This window comes from Bacteroides sp. Marseille-P8574 (genome assembly GCF_902825465.1).
Taxonomy (GTDB): domain Bacteria; phylum Bacteroidota; class Bacteroidia; order Bacteroidales; family Bacteroidaceae; genus Bacteroides; species Bacteroides uniformis.
In genome coordinates this window covers 516,817-538,674 of sequence record NZ_CADEBE010000002.1, presented here as the reverse complement: position 1 = coordinate 538,674, position 21,858 = coordinate 516,817, and the positions used below count along the sequence as shown (strand labels likewise).

The following is a 21,858-nucleotide window of genomic DNA, read 5'->3' as shown; positions in this document are numbered from 1 at the left end:
TCCTTAGTTTATCATTTCAACAAGTTTTCGTTTCATGTCATCATCTATCGTCCGGTAACGCCGGAAGGCCCTGCTGCCTTCCACGTGGCCTGACATGGAGGCTATCAGGTTGGGGTCCGGAACCTGCCGGTACAGGTTACCTACAAAGGTCTTGCGTGCCGTGTGGCTGCTGGCCACCTCGTACAAGGGCTTCTGTACGGTGTTGTAGCCGTGCGTGTCAAGAATAGTGACCATGCGGTCAATGCCACAATGTTTCAGCAGTTCCCGTATACCCAGATTGTAAGTGTTGATGGGCTTGAAGGGAAGCAGCTTGCCGGTATTCCCGCTATAGCGTTCCAGTATTCTGACTGCCTTTTCATGCAATGGGACCCTGATGGTTTTCGCCTGACACTTCTTGGTCTTTTGAGGCATATACTCCAGAAAACCGTCCTTGATGTTCTCCTTGGTCATCCTGTAGAGATCACCGACACGGCAACCGACATAGCAGTGGAACACGAAAATGTCCCGGATGACAGCCAGTTTCGGGCAGTCGCTCAGGTCCGCGTCGTACAGGACATTCCTCTCTTCCGATGTGAGGTAGAACGGGTCGCCGTAGGTCGGCTCCTTGCATCCATAGACAGCATAGACTTCGTTGTCGGAATACTTCATTCTCTTGCACCAGTGCAGGAACGTGCAGAAAAGGTTCATGATATTGATGACGGTCGTGTTGGAGAGAGGCTTGGGCTTGTGGTTGATGAGCATACGGGGAATATAAAAGTCAGGATACTCCTGGCGGAGCAAGTACTCGTTGGCGACGTACTCCCTGAAGTCGTTCATCTGCCCCAGGGTGACAGTTTCAACGAAAAGAGTGAAGTCTGTATCGCTCAATAATTCACGCCGGTACTCGTGATACCTGGTCATCGTTCGCTCGAAGCGGACGATGTGCTCCTTGGTTCTTTCCGCACCGTCATATTTTTCCAGGTACTCGTGGATGCGGTGGAGCAGGTTCGGGTGATCACGCTCAAAAGCCCGCGTGGGATGCAGGACATCCTCGATGACCTGTTTCATCCATTTGCCGTCAGCCTTCTCCGAGAAGGTCTTTTCCGCTCTCTCGATGATGGCGGCGATCTGTTCGGGCACCCGCTTCTGTTCAATGGCCGTCACGGCAGTCGTTCGCCTGTAACATAAGGTATCGGCATCCCAATACTTGTCATGGACCACGATGGGTGAAACCACTTTGATATCCACGTTCTTCTCCCGTACCCGGAAGCAGATGTTTGAAGTGGTCGCGGAACATTTTTTCAGATAGACGGAAATTTTCATTTGCTATACCTTTTTGATTACATGGCAAAGGTAAATAAATTCCCGAATATGTTCCCATATATCCCGAGGAAACTTGCAACGAATTAAGACAAATTAAAAAGTCATTCCCGAATATGATACCACATAAAGTATTGAATATTAGATGTTATATTTGCACTTATTTAGCTCTTTTTTTCATTTTCGTCTTTATTCGACTTCTCGAATATCAGATATTGCAGTTCCACGCTTTCTTCGTTGGTTGGATTATGTTAGTAATAAACGATTTAAATAATACAACAGATTATGAGAAAACTTATTGTATCGTTCGTATTTATGGTAATTACTTTGACATCGTATGCTCAAAGCAGTTCGGAACATCTTACGTTTAAAGGAATTCCCATTGAGGGAAGTATGACTGAATTCTGTCAAAAGTTAAAAAGCAAAGGATTTACATCTATTGGCAGTGAAAACAATCTTGCTTTGTTTATGGGAGATTTTACTGGTCGTAATGCTACTATAGGCGTAACAGCCACTGATGATGGTAAAAGTGTGTTTGCTGTAGCCGTATTATTTGACCCAAGTGGTGAATGGAATACACTTGTTAATACTTACGATTATTATAAGGATTTATATACTCGCAAATATGGTAACCCAACTATTTCAAAAGAAAAGAATCCTGCTCACTCAGATTCTAATACCGCTTTAATGGCAGAAGTCCATCAAGGGACAGTTGTGTGGGGCAGTGCATGGGAAGTAACAGGTGGAGATATAGACTTATCAATAGAAAAGACTTCTGGTGTCTATGAGGGTATGGTCGTAATTCGTTATCGTGATACTCAAAATGTAGAAACAAAAATCCAAAAGGATTTAGAGGATATTTAATTTTCAATAAACGGAACTATTGATTATGAGAAAACTTATTGCATTACTTGTTTTTATGGTTATCGCTGCTACATCATATGCTCAAATATATAAGGTGTATAAGACTCAGAACTACCATAATCAACTTCGTTTAAATACGATGACAGGTGAAGTTCAACAAATTCAAGATGATGGTCAGTCTTGGGAAATTTGTAGTGCAAGAGAAATTTTAGGAGATAGAGAAGGTAGATTTCGCCTTTATGAGACACAGAATATGTGGACTTTCATAATGCTTGATACATATACAGGTAAGAATTGGCAAGTTCAGTTTAGTGTCAAGGGGGAAGACTATATGTTTGCTGCACCTATCAATATGTTTTCTCTTGCATATCCTGAAAAATCTTCAAATTGGACTAATAGATTCCAGATGTTTGCTACTCAAAATATGTGGACATTTATATTGTTAGACTCATATAATGGGCGACTATGGCAAGTTCAATATAGTACACAAGATTTAGACAACCTATTTTGTATTCCTATCAATAAAAACGAATTAGTAGAAAATAACGAAAGGTGTGTATTCTCTATTCAGCCACTAACAAGTATGTATCAATACTATCTTATAAACGATAACACAGGCGATATGTGGAAATTTCAGTGGAGTACCAAAGGGGATGATTATAGATGGATTGAAAGATTCAGATAAATATTACTTCTAATATGCAGCCATTGTTTATTATGATGATTTGTATAATTGCGATTTCGGTTATCGTGATGGCAATGGTACGAATACGCCTAAAAAAACAAGTCAATGTACTTTCAGAAAAGTTCAGTCAGATATCTTCATATAGCGAGAAATCAAACTATAAGCAAGCAAAAGATAGATTATCTACTCTCAATGAGAAAGAGTTTATAGATATTCCTACCGACTTGAACAATGGCTTTTATGGCAAGATAATCTCTGCAACGCAAGAACAAGATTTTATAAATCATTACAAATCACATTTTCAAGAGGCATATTCTCTTTTGAAGAAACTTGAAGCCTTTAAAATCACTCCATCTGAAACCATTTCCAAATTCATCAATGATTTTGGAGCCATCAATAAACTTGTAAAACAGCATAATGAGGGCGTTATTACATTTTTGCTTGACACTCATAAAGATTTTTTCGACCATTGTCTAAAATATCCATTGGACATGCAACAAAGACGTTCAATCGTTTCAGAGGAAGATAATTGCTTGGTCGTTAGTAGTGCAGGTAGCGGAAAGACCTCTTCTATTGTGGGAAAAGTCAAATACTTGACGGAAGTAAAAGGCATTGCACCTCATAAAATATTACTAATCAGTTACACGAACAAAGCAGCAGCTGAACTTACTGAAAGAATGGCTACTAACGGCTTGAAAGGTTATACTTTTCATAAATTAGCCATTGATATTATTGGAAGAGCAACAGGCACAAAACCATCTATTTGCGATAATACTGATTCTTTATTCGTAGATATTTATCACACTTTATTAGGGAATAAGGATTTTAAGAATAGTATAGTAGAATATTTTATTGATTATCAATCCAATGAAGCAGATTGGGAACAATGCAAGAATGAAAGGCGAGAAAAGTTATCGGAACAAAAAAATGTTCAGTTAAAAGCAATGTTTCCCGATATGGATGGTCGAACCATATATGTGAGAAGTGAGCAAGAGCAAAAGATATGCTTTGTCTTGTCATCACTTGGAGTAAGATTCAGATATGAAGAGGCATACGAGCATCAATTAGCAGATGAAATGCACTCTCAATATCGCCCCGATTTTTCCATATATTTCGAGCAAAATGGAGTAACCAAACGAATCTATCTGGAGCATTTCGGGATTGATGAACATGGTCTTGTTCCAGCTTGGTTTGCAAAGGATAAAAATATAACATACGAAGAAGCCAATCAAAAATATAATGATGGTATAACTTGGAAGAAAGCTGCTCATGAGAAATTTGGCACTCAACTTTTAGTAACATCAAGTGCTGATTTCCATTATTCTGATATTAGAGATAAACTCCGTAAACTATTAGATGATGCAGGTGTACCAATTCAAGAGAAAACGGATGAAGAGTTATATGATTTAGTTTTACCCAAAGGAAGTAAGCAGGAAAAGGCATTTATACGACTCGTTGTTACTTTTGTGACATTAGTGAAATCAAGTTGTAAATCAGTTGAGAAGGTTCTTAAACAAGCAAAGAATGCTGGGGATGAACGGAGTGCTTTTATTATCAAGAATATATTCCAGCCTGTATATGAATGCTATATAAGCGCATTAAGAGATAATAACCAAATTGATTTTACTGATGCGATTCTTCAAGCCACAGAAATATGTCATGTTTCACGTCCTGTTGAGTATGATTATATCATCGTGGACGAGTTTCAAGACATATCTGTTGACCGTTATAACTTTTTGAAAGTGTTGCGTGAGGGAAATCCACCTGCGAAGTTGTATTGCGTAGGCGATGACTGGCAGTCCATATATCGTTTTTCGGGAAGTGATATGGCTCTTTTCAATCAATTTTCCGAATACTTTGGAGCAACAGAAATAAATAAGATTGAAACCACATACAGATTTGGAGAACCTTTGGTTTCGTTGTCCTCTCACTTCATACAACGCAATAAATCCCAAATTCAGAAAGATATACACTCGTTCAGTACTGAAATGAAAACAGAATTGGAGTTTCATTCTTATGACAGACGTGATTATTGCAATACGATAGGGAAACTTGTAGCTTCTATTCCATCAGATAAATCAATATTTTTGTTGGGACGTTATTCCTTTGACGATTATTATCTCTCTTTTATGTACCAATCCATCAAAGAGGGCAATAGGTTCTTTTATATGATAGGAGGACGAAAAATCGAGTTTTTAACTGTACATAAATCGAAAGGGCTTGAAGCAGATTACGTAATACTCTTGCAATGTAATAAAGATACCTATGGCTTTCCTTCTCTTGTGAGTGACGACCCAGTGCTTAACTATGTACTAACTAAAAGCGACCAATTTCCATATGGAGAAGAACGTAGATTGTTTTATGTGGCAATAACGAGGGCAAAGATGAAAACTCTTGTGCTATACGATAAGCGTTTCCCTTCTGTATTTGTGGATGAATTCTTGCACCCCGAAAAGGTGTCAGAAGAAAGCTATGTAAAGCACCCTAACGCCAATAAAAGATGGACAAGAAGTGCAGACCAATTTTTATTGAAACTGCACAATGAAGGTAAGAGTGTCAAATATATTGCAAACAAAATGGGTAGAAGTCAAACTTCGATTGTAATGCGATTAAACAAACTAAACAAATAGTCGAACTTTTTCTTTGATGTACCTTGTGTGCATCGGACTATTCTATTATTTTTGTACACAGAAACGAGTTACTTGAAAGCAATTCAAGGCAGAACGCAGCATACGGCACAGTTGCCAAGTCATTACCTCAAAATCGGGTAATTCTTCCAAAGTCCTTTGTATAAGGCACAAACGAAAGTTTTCCAGAATTATATAAAATTTCTGGAATAAACGAATAAAAAGGTAGAAATGGAGTGGAGGTTTTGTTTAAGAATATTCTTTTTATGTATTTTGCGGGAAAGAAAGTTTATTAGAGATAAAAAGACTGAAAATATGCGCAAAAAGAGAATTCTGGTAGTTTTGTTGGCTGTATTGTTAGCATGGGTGGGGAGTAATTTAGTTATAGGAGCCCTACTTATGAATGATTATCCCGAAAAGATATGGCTGCATCGATGTAATTCGATAGAAAAACTTTATGAGCAAGGTGACGAGTATCCTAACGTGGAAGTTGATGTCGTTTTTCGGAAAAACCGGAAGTTTGATGTGACGCATGATGTGGATACAAGTTTTAATCTGGTTCTGGAGCCTTATTTCTCTTATATGAATGAGACTGATGGTAAAATTTGGTTGGATATTAAGAACTTGAAGGCAGGCAACAAGACGGAAATACTCGCTGAATTGAATAAGTTGGTTGAAACTTATCGTATGGAGAAAGATGAGTTGATTATTGAAAGTTCCAATTGGGAAGCATTGAGGCTTTTTACAGAAAACGGATATTATACATCTTATTATGTAGCTTTTGATAAACCTAATGATTTGAGCGATAGGGAACTGGATGCTTGCATTGCTGAATTGCAGAAGATTGTTGATGGAGGTGCTGTTCGTGCATTGTCTTTTCCGGGCTGGTGGTATTCTGTCATAAAAGAGGAACTGAACCGTCCCATTGACTTGCTGACTTGGAGACACCGGACTACCCAACTTGCATTGTTGGCTTCACATAAGGGACGGCAGATGTTGAAAGACCCCCAACTGAAGGTCATACTGATTAAAGATAAAGGGGATTATCACAGATAGGAGAAAAGAAATAAAAAAGCAGTCGGTCTGTAAGCCGGGTTCTGTTCTTCTGTTCCTGAAAAAGTCTAATTAGGAATTATCCATTCTTCATTAAAAGAAGTGTCTGTCATTTATCTGAGCCGCATGTCACCATACAAGCTTTAGCGGTCTACCCTCCGACATGGAGCGAGCAACTCTCATAACGTCGGTTTACATGACCTTACAACTCCCAAGACGCACAGCCCTTGTGTCGCCACAAGACTGGTAGGCTCTTACCCCACCTTCTCACCCTTACCATAGCCCGAGGGCGACGGCGGTTATTTTCTTCTACGTTACTCTACCCTCACGGACAGCTTTCTGTTAGGAAGTGGGACGCTCTGTGTTGCCCGGACTTTCCTCATACGCACGAAGGCGCAAGCGACAGACCGACCAACTGCTTTTATAGGGGTACAAAGATACGGAATATTAATGAAGAATGAAGAATGAAGGATGAAGAATTTGTTGTGCAGTGTGCGGATGCAGTACGGATGAATCCTTCATTCTTCATTCTTTACCCTTAATTATCTTAAAAACATGTATCTATTTCGGAATAAATTCGTAGCTTTGCTATTAGTAATAACCCCCAAATCCTTTTGACCAATGAAAAAGTTATCCTCTCTTTTTCCTTTATTTCTGTTAATCCCGCTTTTTGCTGTCGCTTCGGAAGTGGGTGACCGTACCATCCCTGCAGAGGTGGCGCAACTCGCTGACAGTTTGAAACAAAAGTTTGCACCGGACAAGCGCGTAGCTTTGTTCGATGTAGATTACTCTTTCTCCGGAAAGAATGTGATGTTGCGTGGTGTCACCACTTCGGCAGAAGCAAAGACGGCTTTGCTGGATGGTTTGGCAAAGAAAGGATATGCGGTGATGGATTGTCTGCAAGTGCTTCCGGATGAGACCGGACTTGAAGGCAAGACGTATGGCATTGTCAATGTGTCTGTGTGCAATCTTCGGGTAGACCCGGATTTCTCTTCAGAAATGATGACGCAAGGCTTGATGGGGATGCCGGTGCGGGTGTTGCAGCGCGACGGCTGGTACCGTATCCAGACACCGGACAACTACATTGCATGGGTACACCGGGTAGGCATACATCCCGTCACGCGGGAAGAGCTGACCGCTTGGAACAATGCGGAGAAAATAGTGGTGACTTCGCATTACGGCTTTGTCTACTCACAGCCCAGCCAGGTATCGCAGACCGTCTCTGATGTTGCTGCCGGAAACCGCCTGAAGTGGGAGGGGACAAAAGGTGCCTTTTATAAGGTGGCTTATCCCGACGGCCGCCAGGGATATATCTCCAAATCCATCTCTATGCCTGAAAAAAAATGGCGGGCAGCCTTGAAGCAGGACGCAGCCAGCATTATAGCTACGGCGCATAGCATGATGGGCATCCCTTATCTTTGGGCTGGCACTTCCTCCAAAGGGGTGGATTGTAGCGGCTTCATGCGCACCGTTCTTTTCATGCACGACATCATCATTCCGCGGGATGCTTCCCAGCAGGCATACGTGGGCAAGCATATCGATATCGTTCCTGATTTCAGTAACCTCCAGCCGGGCGATTTGATTTTCTTCGGGCGTAAGGCGACGCCGGAACGCAAGGAACGTGTGGTACATGTCGGCATGTATATCGGCAACAAGCGTTTCATCCATTCGCAAGGCGATGTGCGCGTCAATAGCTTCAGCCCCGACGACGAGCTGTTCGATGAATACAATCTCGGTAGACTGTTGTTCGCTACGCGCGTGTTACCTTATATAAATAAGGAGGCGTCGCTCAATACAACGGAAACGAATCCATTTTATTCAATGTAATAATGTGCTAATGTGCCAATATGCCAATGACCTCGGCGTGACGGTGCAAACATGACGTAGTATATATAGTGCAGCCCATTGGCATATTAGTACATTAGCATATTGGCACATTTAATACACACACAATTATGTCAAACAGAAGAGATTTCCTGAAAACCGCCGCTTTTGCCGCACTCGGCTCAGGCATGGCAATCAATCATGTATTTGCCGGAGGAAATGACGCTCCTTCCTTGTTCAACGTGAACAGTAGGGCAGGTGTAACCCCAAAAATGAAACTGCGTTTCTTCCCCTATGAACTGAAATTGCGCCATGTCTTTACAGTGGCCACCTACTCGCGTACTACCACTCCCGACGTTCAGGTCGAGATAGAATATGATGGCATTATCGGTTATGGTGAAGCCTCCATGCCCCCGTACCTGCAACACGAACTAGGTACGATGGACAGTGTATTAGCTTTTTTGAAGAAGGTGCAGGATGTCATCGGCCAATTCTCAGACCCCTTTCAGCTGGAAGATATACTGGCTTATATAGACAGCCTCTCGGCAGGGGATTCCGCTGCTAAAACTGCTGTGGACATCGCCTTGCACGACCTTGTGGGCAAACTGTTGCAAGCCCCTTGGTATAAGATATGGGGGTTGGACAAGGAGAAGACTCCCTTTACAACTTTCACCATCGGTATTGATACGGCCGACGTGGTGCGTGAAAAGACGAAAGAGTGTGCCGACCGGTTCAATATCCTTAAAGTAAAGCTGGGGCGGGAGAACGACAAAGAAATGATAGAGACCATCCGTTCGGTGACGGACCTTCCGATTGCCATTGATGCCAACCAGGGCTGGAAAGACAAACATCATGCGCTCGATATGATACATTGGCTGCACGAAAAAGGAATTGTCATGATAGAGCAACCGATGCCCAAGGAACAATTGGACGATATCGCATGGGTCGCTCAGCAAAGCCCGTTACCCATATTTGCCGATGAGTCCATCCAGCGTCTGAAGGATGTGGCAGGCTTGAAGGGCGCCTTTACGGGCATCAACATCAAGCTGATGAAGTGTACCGGCATGCGCGAAGCCTGGAAGATGGTGACTTTGGCACGTGCATTGGACATGAAAGTGATGGTAGGCTGTATGACCGAGACCTCTTGTGCCATTACCGCTGCCTCCCAATTCTCTCCGGCAGTGGACTTTGCTGACTTGGACGGTAGTCTGTTGATTGCGAATGACCGTTTCAAGGGTATGGAGGTTGTGAAAGGTAAGATAACGTTGCCCGAATTGCCGGGTATTGGAGTGGTGAAGTTATGAGAAAGCTATTGTATACCGTCGCTCTGTTTGTGATGGCTTCTGCATGCAGCACGAAGCCCGAGAGCAAGCCCTACAATTGGGAGGACGACCTGCACCAACGTCTGCTTACGGACTTCTGTATGACGGAATCCCAGGTGAAGGACTATATCCGCAAGTATATTCCCGACGTGACCGATGAGCAGATGCGCCAGTGGGAAGCCTCCAAAGCTTTGGAGTGCATGATGCTGGATGGAGAGAAACGCTATTTCCGCAATGCCGGACCTAATCTGTTTCGTGTGGACTCCACTTGCTATGACATCAAGATAGCCAAGGAAGGTACTTCGCCGAGTGGCAGCGAGAAAGTGAATATGGAGAACCTGCCCGAAATCATTTCTGCTGTGAAGAAGGAGGGCAAGGCCATTGTTGAGCCGAAGCGCATGCGCGTCACCTACACGTTGACCGTGGATACCAATGCCGTACCTGCCGGGAAAATCATCCGTTGCTGGTTGCCCTATCCCCGTCAGGACCAGGCCCGGCAGCAGGATGTCAAGTTCATTTCGGCCAGTGAACCGCAATACACCTTTTCGTCGCCCGAGTGCCGTCACAGTACATTGTACATGGAGAAACGTGCTGTCGAAGGCGAACCTACCGTATTCTCCGAAACCTTTGAGTTTACCGCCAACGGCGAATGGCATAATCTGAAGCCGGAAGACGTGCAGCCCTATGATACGACGACCGCTCTTTATAAGGAATATACTGCCGAGCGTGAGAAGCATATCGTCTTTTCCCCGCGCTTGCGCGAACTTGCTGCCAAATTGACAGCCGGTGAAACCAACCCCTACTTGAAAGCCAAACGTATCTTCCGTTGGGTGAATGACAACTTCCCGTGGGCTTCTGCACGCGAATATTCCACCATTGAGAATATCCCGGAATATGTGTTGGACAACCGTCACGGAGACTGTGGCCAAGTCAGCCTGCTGTTCATTACGCTTTGCCGCATCAGTGGAATTCCCGCACATTTCCAGAGCGGCTTCATGATGCATCCCCGTGCATGGAATCTGCACGATTGGGCAGAAGTCTACTTCGAGGGTGTGGGTTGGGTGCCTGTCGACCAGTCATTCGGCATTCCTGCCTTTGCCCGCAATGCCGACGAAGAATATTTCTTCCTGGGTGGTATAGACTCTTGGCGCATGATTGTGAACACTGATTACGGCATGCCGCTACAGCCCGAAAAGCAGTATCCCCGCAGCGAGACCGTCGACTTCCAGCGTGGCGAGGTGGAGTGGGAGGGAGGTAACCTCTACTTCCCGCAGTGGGACTACCACATGGACATTGATTACTTGAATTATTAAGGTACTATCTGCCCTCTAAAAACAGATGCATCATCCGTTTCGGCCGCAACGGGTGATGCGTCTTTTTATGCTCTATCTGTCAGTTCTTTAACAGTCAGCAATCGTACATAAATGCTAATTTGTCAGTCTTTGCCGTTAACCGCTGTTAAGCCCTAAATATCCTCTGTTAAAAGAGAACAAAAAAGAGTGACAAGCGGAATAACTGAACGTTTTTTGTCGTTATTTTAACGTCGTAATGTTAAACGAAACTTGAATATTAACAATTTAAAGAATAGGAAGAATAGTATGAAACAGACAACAAAAAACATCCTTGGAGTTGCGGCTATCGTGCTCTTGAGCTCTGGAGTGGCTGGATTGACCACTTATAAGATGCTGAATAAGGAAAAGCCTGCCGCATTCAGCGAGTTGTTCCAACAGAACCCGAATAATCTGCTGCCGGCAGCTTTCCATGCAACGGATGCCCAGCCTGTGGATTTGACACAAGCAGCGGAGAGTTCGCTCCATGCTGTAGTGCATATACGTGCCACTCAGTTGAGTAAGACTCAGACGGTGCAAGAACAACCGGATATTTTTGACTTCTTCTTTGGAGACGGTCGTGGACGCCAGCGCCAGATACAGACCCAGCCGCGTGTAGGTTTCGGTTCGGGTGTCATCATCTCCAAAGACGGATATATTGTGACGAACAATCACGTGGTGGAAGGTGCTGATGAAATCACCGTGAAACTGAATGACGACCGTGAGCTGAAAGGACGCATCATCGGTACTGACCCCAGCACGGACTTGGCATTGATTAAGATTGAAGGGGATGACTTCCCGACAATTCCGGTTGGTGACTCCGACCAGTTGAAGGTGGGAGAATGGGTATTGGCAGTAGGTAATCCGTTCAACCTGAACTCTACCGTAACAGCTGGTATCGTCAGTGCAAAAGCCCGTTCCATTGGCTCTTCTGCCTCCAATGGACAAGCTGCAAACATCCAGTCTTTCATTCAGACGGATGCTGCCATCAACCAAGGTAATAGTGGTGGTGCGTTGGTGAATGCCAAAGGCGAGCTGGTTGGTATCAATGCCATGCTTTACTCACCCACGGGTGCTTATTCCGGCTATGGTTTTGCCATCCCTACCAGCATTATGACAAAGGTGGTAGCCGACTTGAAACAGTTTGGTACCGTGCAGCGCGCGCTCCTTGGCATCAAGGGTAGTGATTTGAGCACAGACCTGCAGATGGACGAACGCTGGACTGAAGAGCTGAAGAAGAAGGCCGACGAACTTGGTGTGAAAGAGGGTATCTATGTGGCCGAAGTTGTTGAAGGTGGTTCCGCTGCCGGCGTCTTGAAGGAAAACGATGTAATCATAGCATTGAACGGCAAGAAGATTCACAAGTTCTCGGATTTGCAGGAAATGCTGGCAAAACACCGTCCGGGCGACAAAGTGAAGGTAACGGTGGTTCGTGACAAGAAGGAAAAGGAATTCGAAATCACGCTGAAGAATGAGCAAGGCACTACGAAGGTAGTGAAGGATGCCGGAATGGAAATCTTGGGTGCAGCCTTCAAGCCCGTATCTTCCGAGCTGAAGAAGCAGTTGAACCTGGGGTACGGTCTGGAAGTTACCGGGGTTACCAATGGTAAGATGGCCGATGCAGGTATCCGCAAGGGCTTCATCATTCTGAAAGCCAATGGAGTGCCGATGAAGACGGTAGACGATTTGGAAAAGGCGATGAAAGAGGCAAGAAAGTCTCCTGAGCAAGGTTTGTTCATCACCGGTATGTTCCCGTCAGGAAAACGTGCAATGTATGCCGTTGATTTGACTCAAGAATAAAAAATAAGGATAGTTAGGTAAGAAGATTGTAATATTAGCTAACAATAGCGAAAAGGGGGTGTCGGTACAATACATACCGGCATCCTTTTTGTTATATAGGATAAGATATAAATAAGGTGAAAAAGTTAGGATGAGATTATTGTAACAAAATAATTTGTCGTACCTTTGCAACCCAAATCTGTATTAGTAAGAATGAGACAACTTAAAATTACAAAAAGTATCACTAACAGAGAGAGCGCTTCTCTTGACAAGTATTTGCAGGAAATCGGTCGCGAAGACCTCATTACTGTTGAAGAGGAAGTGGAGCTCGCTCAGCGCATCCGCAAGGGTGACCGTGTTGCACTGGAGAAATTGACACGTGCCAATCTGCGTTTCGTTGTATCTGTGGCCAAGCAGTACCAAAACCAAGGTTTGAGTTTGCCCGACTTGATTAACGAGGGTAATTTAGGACTGATCAAGGCTGCCGAAAAATTCGATGAAACACGTGGTTTCAAGTTCATCAGTTATGCAGTATGGTGGATACGTCAGTCCATTCTGCAGGCTTTGGCAGAGCAGTCGCGTATTGTACGTCTTCCGTTGAACCAGGTGGGTTCGCTGAATAAAATCAGCAAGGCCTTTTCCAAGTTCGAGCAGGAAAACGAACGTCGTCCGTCTCCCGAAGAGCTTGCCGATGAACTGGAAATCCCTGTTGACAAAATCTCTGATACGCTGAAGGTGTCAGGCCGTCATATCTCGGTAGACGCACCTTTCGTAGAGGGAGAGGACAACAGCTTGCTCGATGTGTTGGTCAACGATGACTCCCCTATGGCTGACCGCTCTTTGGTGAACGAGTCTCTTGCGAGGGAAATTGATAGAGCTCTTTCTACGTTAACCGATAGGGAAAAAGAAATCATACAGATGTTTTTCGGTATCGGACAGCAGGAAATGACATTAGAGGAAATCGGCGACAAATTCGGCTTGACCCGTGAGCGTGTGCGTCAGATTAAGGAAAAAGCAATCAGAAGATTAAGACAAAGTAATCGTAGTAAATTGCTCAAATCTTATTTGGGATAAATAAGAAATATCAGTTTCCGACAAATAGAAGGAATTAAAAACCGTACGTCTTTAGTAGGCGTGCGGTTTTTTTTATATCTTTGCCCCATTGATAATTCATAACTTATAACTCATAACTCAATGAAATACGTTCGTATACTTTGTGCCGTAGCTTTGGTTTTTGCGTTGTGTTCGGCTTTTACAATGAAAGATAAGGAAAAGGCTGTATATGCTTTTGGGGTGGCGGCTTCTTTCAATGACTCCATCGTATATTATACAGACATCCAGGTATTGGACAGCGTAGAGCTGGATAAGAATGGATTCTTGCCCAAGCGTGATTTATACACTTACCAGCTTAAGAACTATCTGGAGTACAATCTGAAGAAACCTGATTATACTTGCATGATTTATTTCGCTGAAAACAAGAAAAAGTTGGAAAAAGAGGCTGTAAAGGTAAAAGGCAAGTATAAAAAGAGTAAGAATATGGTTTTGCAGGTGGTGAAGCCTGAGGCTTTCACGTTTACAAAACCGCAGGAATAAGATTTCAAGTATGAAAACACAACTATATCTTCTTTTTTTCTTTGTTTTCCCCTTGTTCATGTCGGCGTGCCGTGGTGACGACCCGATACCTGATCCTCCGGTTGATGGGAAACGTACTGTGCTGGTATATATGGCAGCGGATAATAGTATAAATCCATTGGCTAGCTTTACGGATGGGGATTTGGAGGAATTGAAAGCTGGGATGGCTTCAATTGATAATACATCTGATATGCATTTATTGGTGTATATAGATACGGGATCTCCTCGTTTGATTGAAATTGAAAATAAAGGTGGTACTGTTGTTGAAACAATAGTCAAAGAATATGAAGATAGAAATTCGTGTGGAGTCGCTGAGACGCAGGAGGTATTCAATGATGTGTTTGGGAATTCTTTATATAAAGCGGAAAGTTATGGTTTGATTTATTGGTCGCATGGGGAAGGATGGATACCTACTCCATTGCCTTCTACTCGCTGGATAGGAAATGATAAGACTGGAGGAGGACATTATATGAATATTGAGGACTTGAAGTCAGTATTACAGAAGGCTCCTCATTTTGATTTTATTATGTTTGATGCTTGCTTTATGCAGTCGGTGGAAGTCGCGTATGAGTTGCGTGATTATTGCGATTACTATATTGGTTTCCCTGCTGAGAATCCAGGTCCTGGTGCTGCCTATGATAGAATGTTTCCATTTATATTTCAGAAAGGTGCAGCGGTAGAAATGGCTATTGGGACTTTTGCTGCTTATGATGAAATTTATACTGGAAAAATAGGGAGTAATAGCAATTGGACGATGGGCACTGCTATAGATGTGCTGAAATCTTCTGAGCTTGAGAACTTAGCTGCTGCTACAGCAAATGTTTTGTCGGGAGTGACAGCAGATAGAGAAGTTCTTCGGTCATCGGTCTTTAATTATGATCAGCGTAAAGTAGGATCGTCTTATTATGTAGGCTATTATGATTTCGTAGAAATGATGGAAAAACTCGTTGTGGATGAAGTTGCCTTGGATGAATGGAAGCAAGCATATGATGCAGCTTCTGTCTGTTGGAAAAAAACGCCAATGATTTATTCGATGTCTGTTGGTATGTTCTCCATAAAACGGGCAAATGGGGTTAGCCATTATATACCTTCCACTGCCACTTCTTCTGCTGCCCAAGCTGCTAATGCTGCTTATCGTTCTACTTCATGGTATAGTGCTGCCGGTCTTGCCCGACTTGGTTGGTAGCTTATAGAAAATTTGTATACAGAACGGATTATTATAGGTGTAACAACTTGTAATAATCCGTTTTTTTATGTCCGTTCTCATTAAAAATAAGTCTCTTAATGATATTTTCCTCTGGAAATTATGTTTTATCGAAAATAACTCTTTTCTTTGCATCGTCAAACTTAAAAAAACAAAGAATTATGAAATATGTAATCATTGGCGGTGTAGCGGGTGGAGCCACGGCAGCCGCCCGACTGAGAAGAGTGGACGAAATGGCTGACATCCTTTTGTTGGAGAAAGGCCCTTACATCTCGTATGCTAATTGTGGTTTACCTTATTATATAGGCGGAGTGATAGCAGAGCGTGAGAAGCTGCTGGTACAGACACCCGAATCTTTCAGCAAGCGCTTCCGCATTGATGTGCGTGTGCAGAATGAAGTAATCGCCATCCATCCCAAAAACAAGACTGTTACCATACGCAACGCGGAAGGCAAGGAGTACGACGAAAGCTATGACAAACTTTTGCTTTCTCCCGGTGCCAACCCCGTGAAGCCCCCCTTGGAAGGCATCAATTCCGAAGGCATCTTCACGTTGCGCAATGTAGAAGATACCGACCATATCAAGGCTTATATCTCAGACAAGCAGGTGAAGCGCGCCGTGGTGGTAGGTGCCGGTTTCATCGGATTGGAGATGGCAGAGAACCTGCATCATGCAGGTGTCCATGTGTCCGTAGTCGAAATGGGTAATCAGGTAATGGCGCCTATCGATTTCTCCATGGCGGCACCCATCCATCAGCATTTGTTACAGAAAGGCGTCTCCCTCTATCTGGAAGAAGGCGTGACCCATTTCAAGCGTACGGACAACGGAATCACTGTATTCCTGAAAAGCGGAAAGACCATTCCTGCCGATATGGTGTTGCTCTCCATCGGTGTGCGTCCTGCCACTGTATTGGCGCAACAAGCCGGCTTGAAGTTGGGCGAGATGGGCGGTATCTGGGTAGACGAACACTTGGAGACTTCCGAAAAAGACATCTATGCCGTGGGCGATGCCATCGAATATCCTCATCCGCTGACCGGAAAGCCGTGGCTCAATTACCTGGCAAACCCTGCCAACCGCCAGGGACGTATCGTTGCCGATAATATGGTGTTTGGCAATACCGTCTCCTACGAAGGAGCTATCGGCACCTCCATTGCCAAAGTATTCGACATGACGGTAGCTTCTACGGGTCTTGCAGCCAAACGCTTGAAGCAGTGGGGCATGGAATACCAAAGCTCGGTGACGCACTCGGCATCTCACGCCGGTTACTATCCGGATGCCCTGCCTTTGACTTTGAAACTGACTTTCCATCCTAAAACCGGTAAACTCTATGGCGCGCAATGTATCGGTTACGAGGGGGTGGACAAGCGAATCGACCAGATTGCCGGACTCATCAAGCAGGGTGGCACAGTCTACGATTTGATGGAGACGGAGCATACGTATGCACCTCCTTTCTCCTCAGCCAAAGACCCCATCGCCATTGGCGGATATGTGGCATCGAATATTATTAGCGGTGCTATGCCCGTCATCTCTTGGCGCGAGTTGGTGGAAGAGAAGGATAAAGTGATGCTGATAGATACCCGTACGCCCGAGGAGTTCTCTTTCGGCACCATTCCGGGAGCTGTTAATATTCCGTTGGATGAAATGCGCGAGCATTTGGCAGAGATACCTACGGACAAGCCGGTAGTGCTTTTCTGTGCTGTGGGTTTGCGTGGTTATCTGTCCCTGCGCATCCTGATGGGACGCGGTTATCGCAATGTGCGCAATCTGATAGGTGGTTATAAGACCTATTCCATGGCAACAGCGCCTCTGCCGTCTCCATCTGCTCCGGCAGGAGGTGACTCTTCTTCTGCTTCTTCGGCTGCCTCTGCTGACAACGACGATGTTCCTGCGGCGGCATCTGTCTCCAAAAAGGAACCGTTGAAGATAAACGCTTGCGGCTTGCAATGTCCGGGACCTATCATGCAGGTGAAGAAGGCGATGGATAGCATTGCTGTGGGCGAGCGTGTGGAGATTGTGGCTACCGATGCCGGTTTTGCCCGCGACGCCTCTGCCTGGTGCGATACAACGGGAAATAAATTGATAGAGAAGCATGACGAGAAAGGACGCTATACGGTAGTCATCGAAAAAGGCGCTCCGGCTTGTACATCCGCTTCCAACACTCCCGTAGCCGGGGGGAGGGGAAAGACGCTGATTCTGTTCAGTGACGACCTGGACAAAGCGCTGGCAACCTTCGTTTTGGCAAACGGAGCAGCGGCAACGGGACAGAAAGTAACCATTTTCTTCACCTTCTGGGGACTGAACGTCTTGAAGAAAGTGCAGAAACCCAGCGTGCAGAAAGATTTCTTCGGCAAGATGTTCGGCATGATGCTGCCGTCCAGTTCTTTGAAACTGAAGTTGTCGCAGATGAATATGTTTGGCATGGGCAGTCGCATGATGCGCTTCCTGATGAAGCGCAAGGGTGTGGATTCTCTGGAGTCGTTGCGCTCGCAAGCATTGGCGCAAGGAGTGGAATTCATCGCTTGCCAGATGTCTATGGATATGATGGGCATCCGGCACGAAGAACTTCTGGATGAAGTAACCATCGGTGGCGTGGCTACCTATATGGAACGTGCGGACAAAGCAAATGTGAACTTATTTATATAGGAGAAAAAGATATGGAGACTTTATGTAAAATTCGTGATATTTATCGGGCTATTGCCGAATTCGAGGTGCAGTTTACGCAGATGTACGATTTGTCACTGAATGAAGGAATGCTGTTGTGCACGCTGCTCAATACTCCTAAGCTTACCTCCAGTGAGATAGCTGAGGCACTGGGTTTGTCTGCCTCCAACACTTCAAAGGTCATTCGTTCCGTAGAGGAAAAGAAACTCATTACCCGTCTGATAGGTAAGGAAGATAAGCGTCAGATGCGTTTTTTTCTTACGACAGAAGGCAAGAACCGGATTTCGGATATCAAGAATGCTACTTTTGAATTGCCGGGGCTGTTGCAGCAGGTGGTCAGCCTCGTATAGCTTTGTATAAAAGCAAATTAATATCGTGTTTGCAGGAGGTTAATATCCTGCAAACACGATATTTGTTTTTTGTATGACACGTTGTTAACTTCTTGCACGACATGTTGTTAGTATCGTGTATTGCACGCTATTAATTGTTTGTATTTGTTCATGTGTATTTCCATCTTTTATTACTGAGAAATTTACTAAGAATCCTTAATAATATTTTTTCGACAATTCTTAACTCTTAATCAATTCTTTTCTCTGTTTTAAATAACGAACTTGATTGGAAAAGCCATTCCAAATAGTATGGGGGACATAGCTCCGTACGTATGGATATGGTGGGAGGATGGACGAACACTCTGCCTTACTCCTTGTTTACCTGTGAGAATGTGGTGAGTATTGCTATTGAGCTGAACGGGCAGCACCTTTACAAGTGTACATCAAACCTTGCGTAGAACACCGCATAGTGTTGCGCTCTATTGTACGCTGGCTGCCCGAGCATTTTAATTATTCATGATGATACGGCCCCCCATTTAGTATGTTCATTGCCCTGTAGAGTTGTTCCACAAAGATGAGGCGTACCATCTGATGGGAAAAGGTCATGCGTGAGAGGGACATCTTCTCGTGTGCCGCTTCGTATACTTTTTGAGAGAATCCGTAAGGGCCTCCGATAATAAATACCAGCCGTTTGTTTACGGTATTCATCTTGCGCTTCATATAGTCTGCAAACTCTATGGAACGCATCTCTTTTCCACCTTCGTCCAGCAGTACGACCACATCTCCCGGCTGGAGAGCTTTCAGTATCAGTTCCCCTTCTTTTTCCTTCTGAACTTCCATAGAGAGGCTTTTGGTGTTTTTCAGTTCGGGGATGACTTCCATCTCGAATGAGAGATAGCGCTTGGTGCGTTGCACATAGTCGTTGATGGCTGTTATAAAGTGTTGTTCTACAGTCCGTCCTACGACGAGCAGAGTAGTTTTCATACTGGTTCTGTTTTGATTAGCGCACAAATTTAGCATTTTTTTATTGTATTTTGAGACAAATGCTTACCTTTGCCTATCATAAATACTTGTGAAAATGAAAAAACGGGTAATCTTTTTGTTGACCGGTCTCTTCATTTGGACGTCTGTGCTGCTGGCCCAGAATGTTCCCGAGGGAGTGATTGGAGCCTTCAAGGAAGGAAACTCTCAGGAGCTCAACAAGTATCTGGGTGACAAGGTCGATTTAATCATTCAGAATAAGTCGACCCACGCCGATAAGCGGACGGCAGAGGGCACAATGGCTGCTTTCTTCTCCAACCACAAGGTCGGCAGTTTTAATGTGAACCATCAGGGGAAGCGCGATGAGTCCGGTTTCGTCATCGGTACCTTGATGACCGCAAATGGAAACTTTCGGGTGAATTGTTTCTTCAGAAAAGTACAGAACAAATATGTCATACATCAAATAAGGATAGATAAAACAGATGAATAAGGAAGAAGAATTGATTGACAGGCTGATAGACCTGGCTTTCGCCGAAGATATAGGCGATGGAGACCATACAACCCTTTCGTGCATTCCTGCTACGGCAATGGGCAAATCCAAACTGTTGATAAAAGAACCGGGCATCCTGGCCGGTATCGAGATAGCAAAGGAGGTGTTCCGCCGTTTCGATCCTACCATGAAGGTGGAAGTGTTCATTAATGACGGTACAGCCGTAAAGCCGGGTGATGTGGCCATGATTGTGGAAGGCAAGATACAGTCTTTGTTGCAAACGGAGCGTCTGATGCTGAACATCATGCAGCGCATGAGTGGCATTGCCACCATGACACATAGGTATGCCGAGCAACTGAAAGGTACGAATACCCGTGTACTCGATACCCGCAAGACTACTCCGGGCATGCGTATCCTCGAGAAAATGGCAGTGAAAATCGGTGGCGGTGTAAACCACCGTATCGGCTTGTTCGATATGATTTTGCTGAAAGACAACCATGTGGACTTTGCCGGAGGAATCGACAAGGCTATCAACCGTGCGAAGGAATATTGCAAGGAAAAAGGCAAGGACCTCAAGATAGAAATAGAAGTGCGCAACTTCGACGAATTGCAGCAGGTGCTCGACCTGGGCGGTGTAGACCGTATCATGTTCGACAACTTTACGCCGGCAATGACAAAGAAGGCCGTAGAGATGGTAGGCGGCCGCTATGAAACGGAATCTTCCGGCGGCATCACGTTTGATACGCTCCGCGACTATGCCGAATGCGGTGTAGACTTTATCTCAGTCGGTGCGCTGACCCATTCTGTGAAGGGATTGGATATGAGTTTTAAAGCATGTTGACAAAGGCGGAACGCGTTATTGCAGAATAATAAGGAAAGCCTCTCATAAAGAATGCTGCATTAAGGCAGATTTATGAGAGGCTTTCTCTTGATAACCGGTAGAGTAATGGCACCCGGAAAAACAGATGGTGTATTTGGGAGAAACAGATGGTCTGTTTGGGGCAGATAGATGATGCGTTTGGCTGTAACGGATGATGTGTTTCAATGGATAAATAGCGTAGGAAGGTATGAAAAACATAACATGGAATAAAGTAAAAACAACTGTCAAAGGTTGGCAAGTGGGAGACTACATCCGGCAGACTTCCATTGTGGTGATTGGTGTACTGATTACCTTTGCCGGTAGTGAGTTGGTTACTCAAAACTCCGAGAAGAAAGATATTCAAGCCACCATGTCGCTGATTAGGGATGAACTGAAAAGCAACCGGGAGAATTATGAGAGTATCGTTTCAGAGTTTAGAGAGGATGAACGTCTTTCCAGCTTATTGGTGGAGTATGACTTAAAGCATCGGACGATACCGGAAGATTCATTGATACAGTTCCGCTTTCTTATGGGGCATATCCGCAGTTTTTATTATAGTCAGAATGCATTGGATATACTTAAAAACTCCATGTTGATGCAGAAGATTTCAGATAAAGAGCTACTGTTGCAGTTGACCGGAATCTATGAGGTATTGGATGGATTTAGGGCGACTATGAATGGCTATTACGATATGAAGGACGAAATTATGGTTCCTTTCCATTTGGCATTGACTGACGAACAGACGGACCAGATAAATCGTGGAGGATATGAGGCGTGGGATATTTACTTGTCGGACAGGTCGGTACGGAACTTTGTCAGGGTAGCGCGGAACTATTTTACGCCGGACTATGTAGAACGTGTGGGAAAACGTATAGACGAGGCAATACAAGCGCTTGAGAAAAAGTATCATTTAGAATGAAAA

At 44.3% G+C, this 21,858-nt stretch carries 18 protein-coding genes, 1 other RNA gene and 1 pseudogene; 17 read left to right on the top strand and 3 right to left on the bottom strand.

The genetic code is table 11. The features are described from left to right. Nucleotides 1-3: 3 nt before the first annotated feature. Nucleotides 4-1,302: a site-specific integrase gene (locus tag HUX74_RS14545; protein WP_117981629.1), complete on the bottom strand. Its 1,299-nt coding sequence runs from the start codon at nt 1,300-1,302 to the stop codon at nt 4-6. 282 nt (nt 1,303-1,584) lie between these two features. On the opposite strand from HUX74_RS14545, the gene HUX74_RS14540 reads away from it, so the two are divergent. The 4 genes from HUX74_RS14540 to HUX74_RS14525 all read left to right on the top strand — a co-directional run bounded on the left by HUX74_RS14540 (nt 1,585) and on the right by HUX74_RS14525 (nt 6,531). After that, nucleotides 1,585-2,163, top strand: coding sequence for a hypothetical protein (locus tag HUX74_RS14540; protein ID WP_174646918.1), 579 nt, complete (start codon nt 1,585-1,587; stop codon nt 2,161-2,163). A gap of 25 nt (nt 2,164-2,188) precedes the next feature. Further along, the gene (locus HUX74_RS14535; protein ID WP_117693812.1) at nt 2,189-2,848 is read left to right on the top strand and encodes a hypothetical protein; all 660 of its coding nucleotides are present in this window, start codon (nt 2,189-2,191) and stop codon (nt 2,846-2,848) included. Nucleotides 2,849-2,862: 14 nt separating this feature from the next. Then, nucleotides 2,863-5,478, top strand: a complete 2,616-nt coding sequence (locus HUX74_RS14530) for a UvrD-helicase domain-containing protein (RefSeq protein ID WP_174646917.1) — start codon at nt 2,863-2,865, stop codon at nt 5,476-5,478. Nucleotides 5,479-5,790: 312 nt separating this feature from the next. Continuing rightward, nucleotides 5,791-6,531 carry a hypothetical protein gene (locus tag HUX74_RS14525; RefSeq protein ID WP_226791193.1) on the top strand — a complete coding sequence of 247 codons (741 nt, stop codon included), beginning with the start codon at nt 5,791-5,793 and terminating at the stop codon, nt 6,529-6,531. Nucleotides 6,532-6,545: 14 nt separating this feature from the next. Here the strand turns inward: HUX74_RS14525 and rnpB are convergent. Continuing rightward, nucleotides 6,546-6,947, bottom strand: an RNA gene (rnpB, locus tag HUX74_RS14520) — RNase P RNA component class A. Between the two features lie 202 nt (nt 6,948-7,149). Here rnpB and HUX74_RS14515 point away from each other — a divergent pair. The 10 genes and pseudogenes from HUX74_RS14515 to HUX74_RS21065 all read left to right on the top strand — a co-directional run. Beyond that, on the top strand, nt 7,150-8,355 hold the full coding sequence (locus tag HUX74_RS14515; protein WP_138346031.1) for an NlpC/P60 family protein: 1,206 nt from the start codon (nt 7,150-7,152) through the stop codon (nt 8,353-8,355). 128 nt (nt 8,356-8,483) lie between these two features. Then, on the top strand, nt 8,484-9,656 hold the full coding sequence (locus HUX74_RS14510) for a dipeptide epimerase (RefSeq protein WP_131225303.1): 1,173 nt from the start codon (nt 8,484-8,486) through the stop codon (nt 9,654-9,656). Then, the gene (locus HUX74_RS14505; protein ID WP_174646916.1) at nt 9,653-10,987 is read left to right on the top strand and encodes a transglutaminase family protein; all 1,335 of its coding nucleotides are present in this window, start codon (nt 9,653-9,655) and stop codon (nt 10,985-10,987) included. Before HUX74_RS14510 ends, HUX74_RS14505 begins: the two co-directional genes overlap by 4 nt. Nucleotides 10,988-11,272: 285 nt before the next feature. Further along, a complete protein-coding gene (locus HUX74_RS14500; protein WP_035458138.1) occupies nt 11,273-12,802 on the top strand; it encodes a Do family serine endopeptidase in 1,530 nt (509 codons plus the stop codon). A 192-nt stretch (nt 12,803-12,994) separates the two neighbouring features. Beyond that, complete coding sequence (locus HUX74_RS14495; protein WP_002561589.1) at nt 12,995-13,855, top strand: RNA polymerase sigma factor RpoD/SigA; 861 nt, start codon at nt 12,995-12,997, stop codon at nt 13,853-13,855. A 120-nt stretch (nt 13,856-13,975) separates the two neighbouring features. Beyond that, nucleotides 13,976-14,374: a hypothetical protein gene (locus tag HUX74_RS14490; protein WP_117601278.1), complete on the top strand. Its 399-nt coding sequence runs from the start codon at nt 13,976-13,978 to the stop codon at nt 14,372-14,374. A 10-nt stretch (nt 14,375-14,384) separates the two neighbouring features. Beyond that, on the top strand, nt 14,385-15,599 hold the full coding sequence (locus HUX74_RS14485; RefSeq protein ID WP_117601277.1) for a clostripain-related cysteine peptidase: 1,215 nt from the start codon (nt 14,385-14,387) through the stop codon (nt 15,597-15,599). A 179-nt stretch (nt 15,600-15,778) separates the two neighbouring features. Then, nucleotides 15,779-18,259 carry an FAD-dependent oxidoreductase gene (locus HUX74_RS14480; protein WP_174646915.1) on the top strand — a complete coding sequence of 827 codons (2,481 nt, stop codon included), beginning with the start codon at nt 15,779-15,781 and terminating at the stop codon, nt 18,257-18,259. An 11-nt stretch (nt 18,260-18,270) separates the two neighbouring features. Further along, nucleotides 18,271-18,627, top strand: a complete 357-nt coding sequence (locus HUX74_RS14475; protein ID WP_117965820.1) for a MarR family transcriptional regulator — start codon at nt 18,271-18,273, stop codon at nt 18,625-18,627. Between the two features lie 280 nt (nt 18,628-18,907). Beyond that, nucleotides 18,908-19,090, top strand: a pseudogene (locus HUX74_RS21065) (hypothetical protein); the annotation flags it as partial. 26 nt (nt 19,091-19,116) lie between these two features. Here the strand turns inward: HUX74_RS21065 and rlmH are convergent. Then, entirely contained in the window at nt 19,117-19,590 is a 474-nt protein-coding gene (gene rlmH, locus HUX74_RS14470) for a 23S rRNA (pseudouridine(1915)-N(3))-methyltransferase RlmH (RefSeq protein WP_117601274.1), read from the bottom strand. A gap of 94 nt (nt 19,591-19,684) precedes the next feature. On the opposite strand from rlmH, the gene HUX74_RS14465 reads away from it, so the two are divergent. The 3 genes from HUX74_RS14465 (at nt 19,685) to HUX74_RS14455 (ending at nt 21,855) form a co-directional block, all read left to right on the top strand. Beyond that, on the top strand, nt 19,685-20,077 hold the full coding sequence (locus HUX74_RS14465; RefSeq protein WP_005832276.1) for a DUF4783 domain-containing protein: 393 nt from the start codon (nt 19,685-19,687) through the stop codon (nt 20,075-20,077). Next, on the top strand, nt 20,070-20,918 hold the full coding sequence (gene nadC / locus HUX74_RS14460; protein WP_005832274.1) for a carboxylating nicotinate-nucleotide diphosphorylase: 849 nt from the start codon (nt 20,070-20,072) through the stop codon (nt 20,916-20,918). Before HUX74_RS14465 ends, nadC begins: the two co-directional genes overlap by 8 nt. A 226-nt stretch (nt 20,919-21,144) precedes the next feature. Further along, a complete protein-coding gene (locus HUX74_RS14455) occupies nt 21,145-21,855 on the top strand; it encodes a hypothetical protein (protein WP_005831218.1) in 711 nt (236 codons plus the stop codon). Nucleotides 21,856-21,858 lie beyond the last annotated feature (3 nt).